We start from the raw sequence: 16,036 nt of genomic DNA, 5'->3' as shown, positions 1-16,036 counted from the left end.
GCAAGAAGGGCGCCGGACATGGCAGACAGCTCGCTCGATCTCATCGGGTCCCGCCTGAAGAGCTGGCGACAGAAGCGGGGCATGACATTGGGCGAGCTGTCCGCCGCCACCGACATTTCCGCGAGCACCATTTCTCGGCTTGAGTCGGGCAAACGAGCACCGAACCTCGAACTGGTGGTGCCACTCGCCCGCGCTCTGCGACTGGAGCTCGACGATCTCGTTCCCCGCTCCGTGCCGGATCCCCGCGTTTCCCGGATCACGAGGCAGGCCGGTGAGGTGACCTACGTCTCTCTGTCGCCGGATTCCTCGCCCGTGCAGACCTACAAGATCACCCTTCCACCCACCCCTGCCGGCACGTTTTCCGCGCCCGCGCTGAAAGTCCACGACGGGTACGAGTGGCTCTACGTCCTCGACGGGCGACTGCGACTCGTGCTCGGTGAGCACGACGTGGTGCTCGGGCCCGGCGAGGCCGCGGAGTTCGACACCCGCACTCCCCACTCGTTGATGGCGTCCGGGAGCGGGCCCGTGGAACTCCTGACGATTTTCAGCAAGGAAGGCAAGCGCATCCACTTGCGTGCCCGCCCGGCAGAGGCCGAGTAGCCGCCGAACGCCGCCGGCATCAGGGCGCTTTCCGCCTGCTGGTCCCTCCCCCGTTGTGTGTGGCCGCGAGTTGTTCAGGGGTGGGTGAGGTTTCGTCAGGATTGTCGGTGGGTGGTGGCAGCATGAGGGTATGGAAAGCCTCCGGGAAGCCGTCGATGGTCTCGATGAGCAGTTGCGTGCGGCCGCCGCGGCGGTCGCGGCGTACGGCTCTTCGAGTGCGGATTTCGCGGGGTTGTCCGACGAGCGGGTGTTGGAGGCGCGGGGGCCGATCGCTGACCTTCGCCGGCTGAGCGACACGTACTCGGCGTTTCTGTCCGGCACGATCAGCGCCCGGTCGAGACGCGAGTTCGGTGGCAACGGCCTGTCGGCGCGGCAGGGGTTCGTCACGCCGGAGGCGATGGTGCAGCACGCCACCGGCACCACGCGGGGTGACGCGGCCAAGCTCGTCGCCGCCGGAACCCTGATGGCCGACACCGCCACGGCCGAGAACGCCGCGCACGAGGCCGGGCGGCACCCGGACGCGCACCTGCCGGTCGTCCCGGTTCCGTGGCAGGCGCCCCTCGTGCACGCGGTCACCGCCGGCGTCCTGTCGGTCGATGCCGCGGATGCCGTCCGTCGCGGCCTCGGAGACACCGACGCGTCCGTCACGGCCGAGAAGCTCGCCACGGCCCTCACCCGGGTGTTGACGGAGGCGCCGAGCCTGACGACGGATCAACTGTTCAAGCGGGCCCGTCGGCTGCGCGACGAACTCGACGAGGCCGGCATCGCCGCCCACGAGAAGCAGGCTCGGGACGACACGAGATTCACGGTGTTCCGCCGCGCCGACGGCATGGTCGCCGTCAACGCGCTGCTGGCGCCGGAGCAGGGCGAATGGTGGATGTCCACCTTCGACTGCGTGACCAGCCCCCGGCGCGGCGGGGTGCGGTTCGTCGACCCGGAGAAGGCGGCGTGGGCCGCCCGGATCCGCACCGACCCGCGCACCCTGCACCAGATCGCCGCCGACGCGTTCACCGACCTGCTGCACCAGGCCGCCGAGGTCGACCCGGGCCGGGTGTTCGGCGGACGCCGCCCCGCCGTGCGGGTGATCGTGACGCAGAAGGCGCTCACCGAGCAGACCGGACACGCCCTCCTCGAAGGCAACCCCGCCCCGGTGTCCTGGCAAACCGTGCAACGCGAACTCTGCGACGCCGGCTGGGTCGACGTGACCGTCGACACCACCGGACGAGCCCTCGACGTCGGACGCACCCACCGATTCTTCACCCCGAAGCAACGCATCGCCCTCGGGGTGCGTGACGGCGGCTGCCTCTGGCCCGGCTGCGACCAACCCCCCTCATTCACCGAGGTGCATCACCTGAACGAATGGACCACCGACCACGGTGACACCGACATCGACCTCGGCTGCCTGCTCTGCCGACGCGACCACCTCCGCCTGCACAACGACGGCTGGCGCATCCGGCACGACAACGGCCGCTACTGGCTCAGACCACCACCCAGCGTGGACCCGGAACAGGCCCTCATCCCCCTGCCCAGCAAGAACCCGCTCATGCTCGCCCTCCACCACACCAACCCCGCCTAGCCCGAAACCCGGAGGGCGCGGGAGCGCGGCGAGACTGCGCTGATGAGGGAACGCGTCATCCGGGACGGCAGAGAATGTCGTGTTCTCCATCGGCCCACGATGTCGCTATTCCGGAAGACGCTCGAGCAGAGTGATGAACATGGCGTCGGTGCCGTGGCGGTGCGGCCAGAGCTGCACGCTCGACGGGTCGCCGGCCAGGTCGAGTTCGGAGTTGCTCAGCGACTGCACGACCGCGGCCGTGTCGAGGGCACTGACCTTGCCCGACCATTTCTTGAGCGCGGTCGCCACGATGCCGCGCGTCTCCGCGGTATGCGGGGAACAGGTGACGTAGGCGAGGAGCCCGCCGGGCTTGAGCGCGCCGAGGGCCGCCTCGATCAGGCCGGACTGCAGCCCGGCGAGCTCGGCGACGTCCTTCGGCTGCTTGCGCCAACGGGCCTCCGGGCGGCGACGCAAGGCGCCCAGGCCCGTGCACGGGGCGTCGAGCAGAATCCGGTCGAACTCGCCGGGGTGCAGCTCGGCGATGCGGGTACCGTCAAGCTCCCACACCTCGACGTTCTCCGGGATCGCCGCGAGCGCGTTGCGCACGAGCGTCGCCCGGCTGTGCACGAGCTCATTGGCGACGAGTTCGGCGCCGTGGGCCCTGGCTTCGGCGGCCAGCAGCGCGGCCTTGCCGCCGGGGCCGGCACAGAGGTCGAGCCAGCGTTCGCCGGTCTCGATCGGGCGGGCCCGGGACAGTGCGAGCGCCGCGAGCTGCGAGCCCTCGTCCTGCACGCGAATGCGCCCCTTCGCCTTCGTCATGAGGTGGTACGGGTCTCCCCCGGCCAGGACATGCCCGGTGGGCGCGTAGGCGTCCGGCGTGCCCAGCAGGGCCTCATCCTCGGCCGTCGCGATACCGGGAAGCGCCACCATGTTCACCTTCGCGGGCACGTTGTTGGCCGCGAGCAGACCCTCGATCTCATCTTCGCGCCCCTCGGCCTTGAGGGCCTGCCGGAACGCACGCACGACCCAGGACGGATGCGAGTGCTCGGCCGCGAGACGGTCGTCGACGCCGGCGGCTCCCTCGAGCACCCGTTCACGCCATTCCTCGGCGCTGGAACGCGAAATGGTGCGCAGCACGCCGTTCGTGAATCCGGTCGCGGATCGGGAGCCGACCTGCTTCGCGATGGAGACCGATTCGTTGACGGCGGCATGGGTGGCGACTCGCGTGGCGAGGAGCTGATGCGTGCCGAGGCGGAGAACGTCGAGGATGGCCGGATCGATCGCGTCGACGGAGCGGTTCGCGGCCAGGGCGATGACCCGGTCGTAGAACCCCTGCATGCGCAGGGTGCCGTAGGTCAGCTCGGTGGCGAGGGCCGCATCCGCGGTGTTCAGCGCGGCACGCTGGATGCGGGTGGGCAGCAGCAGGTTCGCGTACGCGTCGGATTCACGAACGGCCGCAATGACCTCGTAGGCCACGCGCCGGGCCGGTTGTACGAATTCGGTGGTCGCCGCACGGGATTTCGGAAGTTGGACGCGGTCATTCATGAAGCGACCACCTCGTCTGCTGCCACTCCGCGCCACCAGTCGTTTGCTGTCATTGCTGTCTTTCCGGCCGGTTGTACACGTCGAAGCTCTAGCGGCGTCGTCCGTGTGCCAATCAGCACCGTTCTTTCTCGTTGCAGGATATGCCCTGCGGGAATGGGTGGGTCTGCGGCGTCGTCGCGGTCTGCGCTCGGCACGACGGGGGCCACGTCAAGAATCTTAAGGCGTGCGCCGGTCACGGTGGTGAAGGCACCCGGCTCCGGGGTCACGCCGCGGACCTGGTTGTAGACCGCCGCGGCAGACTGGTCCCAGTCGATGTGTGCGTCATCGATGGTGAGTTTGGGTGCCAGCGTCACCTCGCCGCGTTGCTCCATGGCCGTGACGCTGCCGCGGCCGAGGTCGTCGACCACGCGGAGCAGCAGCTCGGCGCCGCTGTGGCTGAGCGAGTCGAGCAGCATGCCCGAGGTGGCATGAGCGTCCAACGGCTGGCTGAAGCTGTCGAACACGGCGCCCGCGTCGAGTTCGCGCACGAGCTGGAAGACCGCGGCGCCGATCTCGGCGTCGCCCGCGATGACGGCGCGTTGCACCGGTGAGGCTCCGCGCCACCGGGGAAGCAGGGAGAAGTGCAGGTTGATCCAACCGAGGCGAGGAACGGACAGGAGGGGTTCGCGCACGATGCCGCCGTAGGCGACGATGACGCCGAGATCGGGTTGCAGAGCCGCGATGGATTCGGTCGCGTCCGCGCCGAGGCGGTTGGTTTTGAGCACGGTCAGGCCCAGGTTTTCGGCGGCCGCGGCGACCGGCGACGGGGTGAGCACGCGCTTGCGCCCGAGCGGCGCGTCGGCGCGGGTGATCACGGCCTCGATTGAGTGCTCTGTCGCGGCGAGGGACGAGAGGCTCGGAACGGCGACGTCGGGCGTTCCGGCGAAGATGAGTTTCATTACAGGAGCTCCGGGTCGTCGAATCGAACTCTAAGTGTAGGCGTCGGCTGGAACGATCCCGACTTCGTGGGCCGACGGCGCGTGGCCGCGTTGCGTACGACGGATGCCTTGAGCGCGTGAGAGACCTCGTCGCCCTTCGCGTACGCGAACCGCACGATCGCCCGCACGAGGGGTGCCTCTGTGCCGACCGGGCCCAGAACGTCGACGCCCGCGCTCTCACCCAGAGCGGCCAGGGCGGAGTCCACATCGGCGGCCGTTCCGGTGACCGATGCCACGCGCACGGCGGGTGGGAATCGCAGCTGGCGTCGGTCGGCGAGTTCCGCACTCGCGAACGCCTCCGCCTGCCAGGCGTTGAGTGCCCGGGCGAGGGCGCCGCCCACACCAACCAGGACGACCGGCGCGCCCGGTGCGGCCAGGGCGGCCGCGTTCGACCACCAGCGCAGGCAGTCCTCGCCGACGCGCAGGGATTCGCGGGCGAGCATCCGTTCCCCGTCGAGGATGAGGATGGCGCGGTAGCCGCCCGCGGGTATCGGTTCGGCGCCGCGGGTGGCGATCACGAGCGCGGGCTCGGCGCCGAGCGACTGGATCGAGTGCTCGCCGTCCGCGATGATGATGCGGGCTCCGGGGAAGGCGCGTCCGAGCTCTTCCGCGGTGCGGCCGGTTCCCATGGTGACGACCCGGAGTTTGTGGCCCTCGCAGTGGATGCAGGTCCACGCGGCAGCGATCGCCCCGCACCAGCGGCAGGCGGGCACGGCACGGGCCGAGCTGAGGCCGAGGGGCCCCTGGCAGGTGGTGCAGCGCGCCGCCTTCTTGCAGGTCTGGCAGGCGAGCATGGGCGCGTACCCGGGGCTGGCGACCTGCACGAGCACGGGGCCGTGGTGCAGGGCCTCCCGGGCGGCGTTCCATGCCGCCGTCGGAATGCGGGCCGCCCGGGCCTGCTGGTCGGACTCGGCCTGGAAATCGGTGGGGATCACGCGTGGGTGCCGGTTGACGGCGGGGTGCACCTCGCCCAGCCACCCGAGTTCGACGAGACGCTGTGTTTCCACGCTGCGGGAGTGGCTGATCAGCACAAGACTGCAGTCGGCTTCCTCGCGGCGGATGAGGGCGGCGTCGCGCGCGTGCACGTACGGGCTCAGCGGCTCCGCGTACAGGGGATCACCGTCGTCCCACAGCGCGATGAGGCCGAGGGACGCCGCAGGGGCGTACACCGCCGACCGGTTTCCGAGGATGATGCGCGGCTCGGGGCCGAGGCAGGCCAGGAATGCCCGGTAGCGGTCGGGGTTGCTTTGCCGGGCGTCGACCCGGCTGACCGATCCGGCCGGCGCCAATTGGTCGAGGGCGGCCTGCACCTGATCCTGGTCACGGTAGTCGGGCACGCAGAGCACGGCGGTCTTGCCGGTCGCGAGCGTGGCGACACCGAGCTCGGCGAGGGTCTGGGCCCAGTGACCGATGGTGGTGCCGTCGTCGAGGTGCACGAGGTCCGGGATGGCGGCCACGGCCACGCGCTGGCGGTCCATGATGGCGGTGACGAGGCGTCCCGTGGGGTAGCCGACGAAGGCCGGTGCCGCCAGCGCCTGGACCGAACCGGCCGCGATTCCGGCGGCCTGGACCGTCGGGGCAGGCTGGGCCAGTGAGGTGGGGTCGGCGGGCGAGCTCAGATCGGCCCGCGAGGTCTCGACAGGCTCGACCGGCGGAGACGGCTGGGCCGACGAGTCGGGCTCGGCCGCAGAGGGCGGCGCGGCCGGGGCGGTCGGGGCGGTCGGCGGGGCCTGGGCGATGAGCCAGGCCTTTTCGACGCGCACCTGGCGCGGCGGCACGGCCAGCCTGATGATGTCGCTCGCGTTGCCGGCCGCCCGGTCGGCCGCTCGACGGGCGAGCCGCCACACCGCGGGGGTGAGCACCCGGGCCGCGGACACCACGGCGTCGAGCGGGCTCAACGTGCCGGAGAACTGCTCTTTCGGAGCCGTCGCCGGATCGATCACCTCGATCAGGTAACCGTCGATGATGCGCCCGCCGGAACGGAACGGCACCCGCACCCGCACCCCGGGGCGCGCCACGTCGGCGAGCTCCTCGGGGATGCGGTAATCAAACAGGTGGTCCAGCTGCGGGAGAGGCGAGTCGATGAGCACCCGGGCCACGAGTCCGGAACGAGTCACGCTGCCCCTCTCCCCGCCGCCGTCAATATCGATGTGCCTTCTCTACAGCCCCGCGGAGCTTCGGAGGTCGTCGACGCGATCGAGGCGCTCCCACGTGAAATCGGCCAGTTCCCGGCCGAAGTGCCCGTACGTCGCCGTCTGCTGGTAGATCGGGCGCAGCAGGTCGAGGGAATTGATGATCGCCGCGGGTCGGAGGTCGAAGACGTCGCGGATGGCCGCGGTGATCTCGTTGTCCGGGAGTACGCCGGTCCCGAACGTCTCCACGTAGAGACCGACCGGCGCGGCCTTGCCGATCGCGTAGGCGACCTGCACCTCCAGGCGTTCAGCGAGCCCCGCGGCGACGGCGTTCTTCGCCACCCACCGCATGGCGTACGCGGCCGAACGGTCGACCTTGGACGGGTCCTTGCCGCTGAACGCGCCGCCACCGTGCCGACTGGATCCGCCGTAGGTGTCGATGATGATCTTGCGCCCGGTGAGCCCGGCGTCGCCCTGCGGGCCACCGATCTCAAAGCGTCCCGTGGGGTTGATCAGCGTGGCCAGGTGCGAGGAATCGAGGTCGATGCCGTCCAGTACGGGGCGGATGACAAGTTCGTTGACCTCGGCCCGGAGTCGCTCCGTCGTGACGGACGGCGCGTGCTGCGTTGAGACGACGACGGTCTCCACCGTGCGCGGAACGATTCCGTCGTAGCCGATGGTGACCTGGGTTTTACCGTCGGGGCGCAGGTAGTCGAGTTCGCCCGACTTGCGCACGTAGGCGAGACGCTCCGCGAGCCGGTGGGCGATCCAAATCGGGATCGGCATCAGCTCGGGCGTCTCCCGGGTGGCGTAGCCGAACATGATTCCCTGGTCGCCGGCGCCCTGACGGTCGTAGTCGTCGAGGCTCGACTGTTCCCGGGCCTCGAACGCGTTGTCGACGCCCTGGGCGATATCGGGAGACTGCCCGCCGATGGAGATTTCCACGCCGCAGGACCGGCCGTCAAACCATACGTCGGAGGAGTCGTATCCGATGTCGGTGATGCACTTGCGCACGATCGACGGGATCTCGACGTACGCCTCGGTGGTGACCTCGCCCGCGACGTGAACGAGACCGGTGGTCACGAGAGTTTCGACGGCCACTCGACTGTGCGGGTCTTCGGTGAGAAGGGCATCGAGGATGCTGTCGGAGATCTGGTCACAGATCTTGTCGGGGTGGCCCTCGGTGACCGATTCGGAGGTGAAGAGGCGAAGATCGCTCATCTGGCCCGTCTCTATAGGTGCGTCTGAATGAAAAGACTATGCGAATGAATGACTGTGCAAATGAAAACTGTGCGTGGCAAAAGCTGTGCATCGGCCAGACCGCGAAACGGCCCGGCAAGCGGGTCTAGACGACCACGTCAAGTATGCGGTGGGCGACCGACATCTTGCTGCCGGAGGCCTCTTGTACTATATCTCCGCGCCGGTCGAGCAGCAGAACCGTGTTACCGTCCGTGCCGAAACCTTCAGCCCACCCGACCCGGTTGACCACGAGGTAGTCGCATCCCTTGCGGGTGATCTTGTCGCGTCCGAGGGCCAGGAGGCGATCCTCGTCCGGCTCGGTTTCGGCGGCGAAGCCCACGATCACCTGACCGGGTCGCCGCATGGCGGAGAGGTCGGCGAGGATGTCGGGGTTTTTCACGAGTTCAAGCGTGAGCGTATCCCCCGTGTCTTCCTTCTTGATCTTGTCACCACGCACGTCTGCGGGTCGATAGTCGGCCACCGCGGCCGCCATCACGATCACGTCGGCTGTGGCGGCCGATGCGCGCAACGCGTCGTGCAGGTCGCGGGCGCTGCCGGCTTGCACCACATGCACCCCGTCAGGTGTGGGCACCTCGAGGTTGCAGGCCACGAGGGTGACGTTTGCCCCGCGGGCTCGTGCGGCTTCCGCGAGGGCGACGCCCTGCTTGCCGCTCGACCGGTTGCCCAGGAAGCGCACCGGGTCCAATGGCTCCCGGGTGCCGCCGGCGCTGATCAGTATTCGCCGGTTCAGCAGATCCTGCTCGGGGGCGTCGGAGCCCGGAGCCCCGCCGAGCGCCGCGAGGGCGGCCGAAACGATCGTGTCCGGCTCCTCCATCCGGCCGGCGCCCACATCCTGACCGGTCAGCCGGCCGACGCCGGGGCCCACGACGGTGACGCCCCGGCTGCGGAGGGTGGCGATATTCGCGACGGTCGCCGCGTGATTCCACATTTCGGTGTGCATCGCCGGGGCGATCACGAGCGGTGCCGTGCTGGCGAGGATGGTGTTGCCGAGCAGGTCGTCCGCGAGGCCCGCCGCGAGTTTGGCGATGGTGTTCGCGGTGGCCGGGGCGACGACGATCAGGTCGGCGGACTGGCCGATGGCCACGTGGCGAACCTCGGCGACGCCCTCATAGAGCTCCGAATACACCGGATGCCGGGAAATGGCCTCGAGGGTGGGCTTGCCGATGAAACGCAGGGCCGCCGGTGTGGCCACGACGTGCACCTCGTCGCCGTTCAACACAAAAGCGCGCACGATGTTGACGGCCTTGTAGGCAGCGATGCCTCCGGTGATACCGACGACAATCGTGCGGGCTGTCTTCATCGTGCGCGCTTGGGCGAGCCGAGTTACTCGACGATGGGACGCGAGGTGAGCTTGTCCTCGTTGATTTCGCGCAGCGCCACCGACAGGGGCTTGTCTTCCACGTTCGAGTCGACGAGCGGGCCCACGTTGTCGAAGAGGCTGCCTTCGTGCAGGTCAGCGTAGTAGTCGTTGATCTGGCGTGCGCGCTTGGAGGCGAAGATCACGAGTGCGTACTTGGAATCGACCTTGGAGAGCAGGTCGTCGATGGGCGGGTCAATGATGCCAGTGGGCTTGTTGGCCATTGGTGTCACACTCCTTTAGAGCAGTTCGAGAACAGGGCTGTTCGAAATAAAACAGTGCGTCTGGGTCAGCACGGTCGCGTCATAGGACGCGTGAAGAATCTTCAGCGGGCGCTACGACGTTTCCGCCGCAGGGCGTACCTGCATCAAGTCTACGACCTCCCGGGCGGCTTCGGATGCGTCGGCGTTGACTATTCGGTAGTCGAACTCGCCCTGAGCGGCCAATTCGAGCTTCGCGGTCTCCAATCGGCGGGCCTGCTCCGCGGAATCCTCGGTGCCGCGACCGACGAGCCGACGCACAAGTTCTTCCCAGGTGGGCGGCAGCAGAAAGACGAGTTTCGCCTCCGGCATGGCCCGGCGTACCGCCCTGGCCCCCTGGATGTCGATTTCCAGCAGCACGCTGTTGCCGGCCGCGATGGCCGCCTCGACCGGTCCGCGCGGCGTTCCGTAGCGGTACGCGTTGTGCACGGTCGCCCATTCGAGCAGTTCGCCCGATTCGGTCATGCTGTCGAAGGCCTCGTTGCTGACGAAGAAGTAGCTGACCCCCTCCACCTCGCCGGGACGCGGGGCACGGGTCGTGGCGGAGACGGACAGGTGCACGTCGGGGTAGTGCGTGCGAATGTGGTTCGCGACGGTACCCTTGCCCACGGCGGTAGGGCCCGCGAGCACGATGAGTCGTGAGTCGGGCGCGCCGTGGCGCAGCGTCGGCCGCTCGGAGAGGAAGTCTCGCAGCCGCTCACGCTGATGCCGTCCGAGGCCGCCGAGACGCTTCGACGGGGAGATTTCGAGGCGGTGGATGATGCGCTGCATCTTGGTCACGCCGATGGAGGGAATGCTCACGAGCATCTCGGTGACCCGGAGTCGGCCTTCCACCCCCAGGGGATCTTTCAGCGCCGCGCCGAGAACTTCGAGGGGCGTGCGCTCGCCGGAGGCGATCTGCGCCTTGACCCTGGCTCTGGCGCGGCGCGCGGCAACGGCAGCGCGCGAGGCGGCGACCCGGTCGACTTCGGGTGGGGTGGGACGGTTTTCAGCCACGGACGGCTCCTACTTCACTAGCGCGGCGCTCGATCGCTGCCGCAAGCCGATCGGGGCCTTGGGAGAGAACACTACGCGACTCACTTACGATAACCCCTTCGGCGTATTCACCATATATCGAGATCAGATCCATAATATTCCCTCCCTGGTGTCCGAAGCCGGGTGCGAGAACAGGAGTTCGGCGAGTTTTCGGCGCCGCGGCCACGTCAATGCCGAACTCGGCCAGGTCGAGGGTGGCCCCGAGCACGACTCCGAGCGACCCGAACGGGGGCGTGGCCACCGACACCGTTTCGGCGTTGCGGCGGCCGATGTCGTCGAGCACGGCCCGGGCAACGGTGAGACCGGCGTTCGGTCCCCCGGCGACGAGCGCCTGTTGCACGGCGGCGGCCTCGGGGTTGGAGGTCGCCGCGAGCAGGAAGAGTCCCTTGCCGTGCTCCAGGGCGATTTCGATGGGACGTTGGAGGGAACCGACGCCCATGAACGGCGTCACGGTGATGGCGTCCACTTCGAGGGGCGATCCGGGCGTCAGCCAGGCGTCGGCATAGGCCTCAACGCTCGTTCCGAGATCACCGCGCTTCACGTCACCGATCACGAGCAGTCCCGCGTCGCGGGCATCCGCCAGCACTCGTTCCAGGGCCACATAGCCGGCCGATCCGAAGCGTTCGAAGAACGCGACCTGGGGCTTGATGATCCCGGCGCGACCGGCGGCCGCGGCGACGACGGTGCGGCCGAAGGACTCCGCGCCGGCCGCCGAATCGGCCAGGCCCCAGTCCCCCAGCAGCCAGCTGTGCGGGTCGATGCCCACGCAGAGCTGGCCACGCTCCACGAACGCCTCACCGAGGCGGTCGCCGAACGTGGTCACCGTCGTCGCCCCCTGGCTCACAGCAGCGCCGTCCGCGCGATCGAATACTCCTGAAGCGAGGTCACCTCGAAACCGCCGCGAATCGCGTCAATGGAGGCTACCGCCGCGCTGAGTTCCGCGATGGTGGTGAACAGGGGCAGGTCCCCGGCCACGGCGGCCGCACGAATCTCGTAGCCGTCGGCGCGGGCCGTGCGCCCACCGGGCGTGTTGATGACGATCTGCACCTCTTCGCGGCGAATCAATTCCACGATCGACACGTCTTCGTCCCCGGTTTTCTCACTGAACTTCGTGACGATCCGGGCCTGGATGCCGTTGCGCTGCAGCACCTCGGCGGTGCCCTCGGTGGCGGCGATCGCGTAGCCCAACTGCTGCAGGCGGAGCATCGGCAGGATGATGGCTCGCTTGTCCCGGTCGGAGACCGAAACGAAGACCGTTCCGCTGAGCGGGATTCCGCCGTAGGCGGCGAGCTGGCTCTTGGCGAACGCGCGCGGGAAGTCCCGGTCGATGCCCATGACCTCGCCGGTGGATCGCATCTCCGGGCCGAGGATGGAGTCGACGACGTTGCCTTCCGGCGTGCGGAAACGGTTGAACGGCAGAACCGCTTCCTTCACGGCGACGGGAGCCTCCATCGGTACCCGCGAACCGTCGATCTCCGGCAGCTGGCCGGAGGCCTTGAGCTCCGCGATGGTCGTGCCCACCATGATGAGCGCCGCGGCCTTGGCGAGGGTGATGCCGAGGGCCTTCGCGACGAACGGCACCGTGCGCGAGGCACGCGGGTTCGCTTCGAGCACGTAGAGCACGCCGGCTCCGATGGCGAACTGCACGTTGAGCAGTCCGCGCACCCCGATTCCCTTCGCGATTCCGAGGGTCGCCTCCCGCACCCGGTCGATTTCGGCGCGCCCCAGGGTGACGGGCGGCAGCGTGCAGCTGGAATCCCCCGAGTGGATGCCGGCCTCCTCGATGTGCTCCATCACGCCGCCGATGTACAGCTCGTGTCCGTCGTAGATGGCGTCGACGTCGATCTCGATCGCGTCGTCGAGGAATCGGTCGACGAGCAGCGGGTGCGACGGACCGATGATGCCCTGTCCCTCCATGCGCGCGAAGTAGTCCGAAAGGGACGCGGAGTCGTAGACGATCTCCATGCCGCGCCCGCCGAGCACGTAGCTCGGGCGCACGAGCACCGGGTAGCCGATCCCTTCGGCGGCGACCACGGCACCGGCGTAGTCGATGGCCACGGCGTTGCGCGGTGCGAGCAAGCCGGCGGCGTCGAGGATGCCGGAGAACAGTCCGCGTTCCTCGGCGAGGTCGATGGCGTCCGGGCTGGTGCCGAGAATCGGGATCCCCGCGGCCTCGAGTCCCTTCGCCAGGCCGAGAGCGGTCTGACCGCCGAGCTGCACAACCACGCCGACGAGTTCGCCGCTGAGGCTCTCCGCGTGGATGACCTCGAGCACGTCCTCGAGGGTGAGCGGTTCGAAGTAGAGCCGATCGGAGGTGTCATAGTCGGTCGAGACCGTCTCCGGGTTGCAGTTGATCATGATCGTCTCGTACCCGGCGTCGGACAGCGCGAAGGACGCGTGCACGCAGGAGTAGTCGAATTCGACGCCCTGGCCGATACGGTTCGGGCCCGAACCGAGGATGACAACCTTCTTCCGGTCGCTCGGGACGACCTCGGTCTCCTGGTCGTAGCTGGAGTAGTGGTACGGCGTGAGGGCGGGGAACTCCCCCGCGCAGGTGTCCACCGTCTTGAAAACGGGGCGCAAGCCGAGGATGTGACGCACCTTGCGCACATCCGCTTCGCCGAAGCCGCGGAGCTCGCCGATCTGCGCATCGGAGAAGCCGTGGTCTTTGGCGTGCAGCAGCACGTCACGGTCGAGGCGTTCGGCGCGGGCGACGGCCTCGGCGACCTCGTTGATCAGCACGATCTGGTCGATGAACCACGGGTCGATCTTGGTCGCTTCGAAGACCTGCACGATGGTGGCGCCCTTGCGGAGCGCCTGCTGCACGGTGACGATGCGGCCGTCGGTGGGGATTTCCGCTTCGATCAGGAGCTCATCGACCGTGCGGTCCTCCGCGCCCCAGTGGAAGGAGGAGCCGCGCTTCTCGAGCGAGCGGAGGGCCTTCTGCAGCGCGGAGGCGTAGTTGCGTCCGATGGCCATGGCCTCGCCCACCGACTTCATGGTGGTGGTGAGCCGGGGGTCGGCTGCCGGGAACTTCTCGAACGCGAAGCGTGGCACCTTGACGACGACGTAGTCCAGCGTGGGTTCGAAGCTCGCCGGGGTCACGCCGGTGATGTCGTTGGGGATCTCGTCGAGACGGTACCCGAGCGCCAGTTTGGCGGCGATCTTGGCAATCGGGAACCCCGTCGCCTTGCTCGCGAGGGCCGAGGAACGGGATACCCGCGGGTTCATCTCAATCACGATGATGCGGCCGTCGGCCGGGTTGATCGCGAACTGGATGTTGCAGCCACCGGTGTCGACGCCGACGGCGCGAATGATGTCGATGCTGATGTCGCGCAGGTTCTGGTACTCGCGGTCGGTCAGCGTGAGGGCGGGGGCAACGGTGATGGAGTCTCCGGTGTGCACGCCGACGGGGTCCACGTTTTCGATGGAGCAGACGACGACCGTGTTGTCGGCCGTGTCCCGCATCATCTCGAGCTCGAATTCCTTCCAGCCGAGGATGGATTCTTCGAGGAGCACCTCGGTGGTGGGGCTGTGGTGCAGGCCGTCGCCGACGATGCGGCGCAGCTCCTGCTCGGTGTACGCGAAGCCGCTGCCGAGACCGCCCATGGTGAAGGAGGGACGAACCACGAGCGGGTAGCCGAGGTCCTCGGCGAAGCCGACGGCCTCGTCGACGGTGTGCGCGATGTGCGAGCGGGCCACGTCGGCGCCGGCGTCGAGAACCAGCTGCTTGAAGATCTGGCGGTCTTCGCCCTTGTTGATGGCGTCGAAGCTGGCGCCGATGAGTTCCACGTCGTACTTCTCGAGGATTCCGCGGTCGTGCAGCGCGATGGCCGCGTTCAGCGCGGTCTGGCCGCCGAGGGTGGGCAGGATCGCGTCGGGGCGTTCCTTCGCAATGATCGTTTCGAGGATCTCCGGGGTGATCGGCTCGATGTAGGTGGCGTCAGCGAAGTCCGGGTCGGTCATGATCGTGGCCGGGTTGGAGTTGACCAGGATGACGCGCACGCCTTCGGCGCGCAGCACGCGGCACGCCTGCGTTCCTGAGTAGTCGAACTCACACGCCTGGCCGATGACAATCGGGCCGGATCCAATGACAAGGACGCTGTTGATATCGTCGCGCTTGGGCATTACTTGCCGTCTCCTGCTCCGGCGGCCGCGTTTCGTTCGACCACCACATCCCTGAACCGATCAAAAAGGTAGTTTGCGTCGTGCGGGCCGGCTGCGGCCTCCGGGTGGTACTGCACCGAGAACGCTTCGAGGTCGAGGCAGCGAATGCCTTCGACGACCTGGTCGTTGAGGCTGTAGTGGCTGACTTCCACCCGGCCGAAGCCGGTGCGGGATTCGTGCACGCCCTCGATGGGCATGTCGACCGCGAAGCCGTGGTTCTGCGAGGTGATCTCTACCCGGCCGGTTGCCTTGTCGAGCACGGGCTGGTTGATGCCGCGGTGCCCGAAGGGCAGTTTGTAGGTGGGGAACCCGAGGGCGCGACCGAGCAGTTGGTTCCCGAAGCAGATCCCGAAGTACGGCACCCCGGCGCGCAGGATTTCCTGCAGCAGTGTGATGTGCGCGGTGGACGCGGCCGGGTCACCGGGGCCGTTGGAGAAGAACACCGCGGACGGACCCAGCGACAAGACGTGCTCGGCGGTGACCGACTGCGGCAGCACGAGAACCTCGAAGCCTCGCTCGGCGAGGTGATTCAGGGTCGACTGCTTCACCCCGAGGTCGAGCACGGCCACGGATCCGATCCGGTCTCCGACGGGAGGGAGCGAGAACGGTTCGACGGTCGAGACAGTATCGGAGAGGTTACGGCCGGCCATGGCCGGTCCGGTGCGCACGCGGTCCAGTTGTTCGCCGTCGGAGAGTTCCAGCAGGTCCCCGGAGAAGATCCCGGAGCGCATGGCACCCTTGTCGCGGATGTGGCGGGTGATGGCGCGCGTGTCGACACCGCAGATGCCCACGATGCCGCCCTCTTCGAGGTCGTGGTCGAGCGTGCGTGTGGCCCGGTGGTTCGAGGAGATGCGTGCGGGGTCGCGCACCACGAAACCGGCGACCCAGATCTTGCGTGATTCCATGTCGTCGTCATTGGCACCGGTGTTGCCGATGTGGGGCGCGGTCATGAGCACGATCTGCCCGGCGTAGGAGGGGTCCGTGAGGGTCTCCTGGTAGCCGGTCATCCCGGTGGCGAAGACGATCTCGCCGAGGGTTTGCCCCTCGCTGCCGTAGGCACGGCCTTCAAAGCGTTTGCCGTCTTCGAGTATGAGAACGGCCGGGGCCGTTCGATTGATTGCCTTGTAGTCGGCGACTGAGAACACCAA

12 protein-coding genes are annotated in these 16,036 nt (G+C 68.2%); 2 read left to right on the top strand and 10 right to left on the bottom strand.

The window, feature by feature from the left end:
* Positions 1-18: 18 nt before the first annotated feature.
* Both AC1MB9_RS05835 and AC1MB9_RS05830 read left to right on the top strand, forming a co-directional pair.
* The gene (locus AC1MB9_RS05835; protein ID WP_479964092.1) at positions 19-600 is read left to right on the top strand and encodes a helix-turn-helix domain-containing protein; all 582 of its coding nucleotides are present in this window, start codon (positions 19-21) and stop codon (positions 598-600) included.
* Positions 601-730: 130 nt separating this feature from the next.
* Positions 731-2,176, top strand: coding sequence for an HNH endonuclease signature motif containing protein (locus AC1MB9_RS05830; RefSeq protein WP_479964091.1), 1,446 nt, complete (start codon positions 731-733; stop codon positions 2,174-2,176).
* 105 nt (positions 2,177-2,281) lie between these two features.
* Here the strand turns inward: AC1MB9_RS05830 and AC1MB9_RS05825 are convergent, their stop codons facing one another.
* The 10 genes from AC1MB9_RS05825 to carA all read right to left on the bottom strand — a co-directional run bounded on the left by AC1MB9_RS05825 (position 2,282) and on the right by carA (position 16,033).
* On the bottom strand, positions 2,282-3,700 hold the full coding sequence (locus tag AC1MB9_RS05825; RefSeq protein WP_479964090.1) for an RsmB/NOP family class I SAM-dependent RNA methyltransferase: 1,419 nt from the start codon (positions 3,698-3,700) through the stop codon (positions 2,282-2,284).
* The gene (fmt, locus tag AC1MB9_RS05820) at positions 3,697-4,638 is read right to left on the bottom strand and encodes a methionyl-tRNA formyltransferase (protein ID WP_479964089.1); all 942 of its coding nucleotides are present in this window, start codon (positions 4,636-4,638) and stop codon (positions 3,697-3,699) included. The genes AC1MB9_RS05825 and fmt overlap by 4 nt, the downstream gene beginning before the upstream one ends.
* On the bottom strand, positions 4,638-6,794 hold the full coding sequence (locus AC1MB9_RS05815) for a primosomal protein N' family DNA-binding protein (protein ID WP_479964088.1): 2,157 nt from the start codon (positions 6,792-6,794) through the stop codon (positions 4,638-4,640). Before AC1MB9_RS05815 ends, fmt begins: the two co-directional genes overlap by 1 nt.
* Positions 6,795-6,836: 42 nt before the next feature.
* Positions 6,837-8,030 (bottom strand): methionine adenosyltransferase, encoded by a 1,194-nt coding sequence (gene metK, locus AC1MB9_RS05810; RefSeq protein ID WP_479964087.1) that lies wholly within the window; start codon positions 8,028-8,030, stop codon positions 6,837-6,839.
* Between the two features lie 124 nt (positions 8,031-8,154).
* Positions 8,155-9,369 (bottom strand): bifunctional phosphopantothenoylcysteine decarboxylase/phosphopantothenate--cysteine ligase CoaBC, encoded by a 1,215-nt coding sequence (gene coaBC / locus AC1MB9_RS05805; RefSeq protein WP_479964086.1) that lies wholly within the window; start codon positions 9,367-9,369, stop codon positions 8,155-8,157.
* Between the two features lie 23 nt (positions 9,370-9,392).
* Positions 9,393-9,650, bottom strand: coding sequence for a DNA-directed RNA polymerase subunit omega (gene rpoZ, locus AC1MB9_RS05800; RefSeq protein ID WP_479964085.1), 258 nt, complete (start codon positions 9,648-9,650; stop codon positions 9,393-9,395).
* Between the two features lie 111 nt (positions 9,651-9,761).
* Entirely contained in the window at positions 9,762-10,682 is a 921-nt protein-coding gene (gene gmk / locus AC1MB9_RS05795; protein ID WP_479964084.1) for a guanylate kinase, read from the bottom strand.
* Positions 10,675-11,565 carry an orotidine-5'-phosphate decarboxylase gene (pyrF, locus tag AC1MB9_RS05790; RefSeq protein ID WP_479964083.1) on the bottom strand — a complete coding sequence of 297 codons (891 nt, stop codon included), beginning with the start codon at positions 11,563-11,565 and terminating at the stop codon, positions 10,675-10,677. Before pyrF ends, gmk begins: the two co-directional genes overlap by 8 nt.
* A complete protein-coding gene (gene carB, locus AC1MB9_RS05785; protein ID WP_479964082.1) occupies positions 11,562-14,849 on the bottom strand; it encodes a carbamoyl-phosphate synthase large subunit in 3,288 nt (1,095 codons plus the stop codon). Before carB ends, pyrF begins: the two co-directional genes overlap by 4 nt.
* Positions 14,849-16,033, bottom strand: coding sequence for a glutamine-hydrolyzing carbamoyl-phosphate synthase small subunit (carA, locus tag AC1MB9_RS05780; RefSeq protein ID WP_479964081.1), 1,185 nt, complete (start codon positions 16,031-16,033; stop codon positions 14,849-14,851). Before carA ends, carB begins: the two co-directional genes overlap by 1 nt.
* Between the last annotated feature and the right edge of the window lie 3 nt (positions 16,034-16,036).

This window comes from Cryobacterium sp. AP27 (genome assembly GCF_056680495.1).
This window is presented reverse-complemented; position numbering and strand designations above follow the sequence as displayed.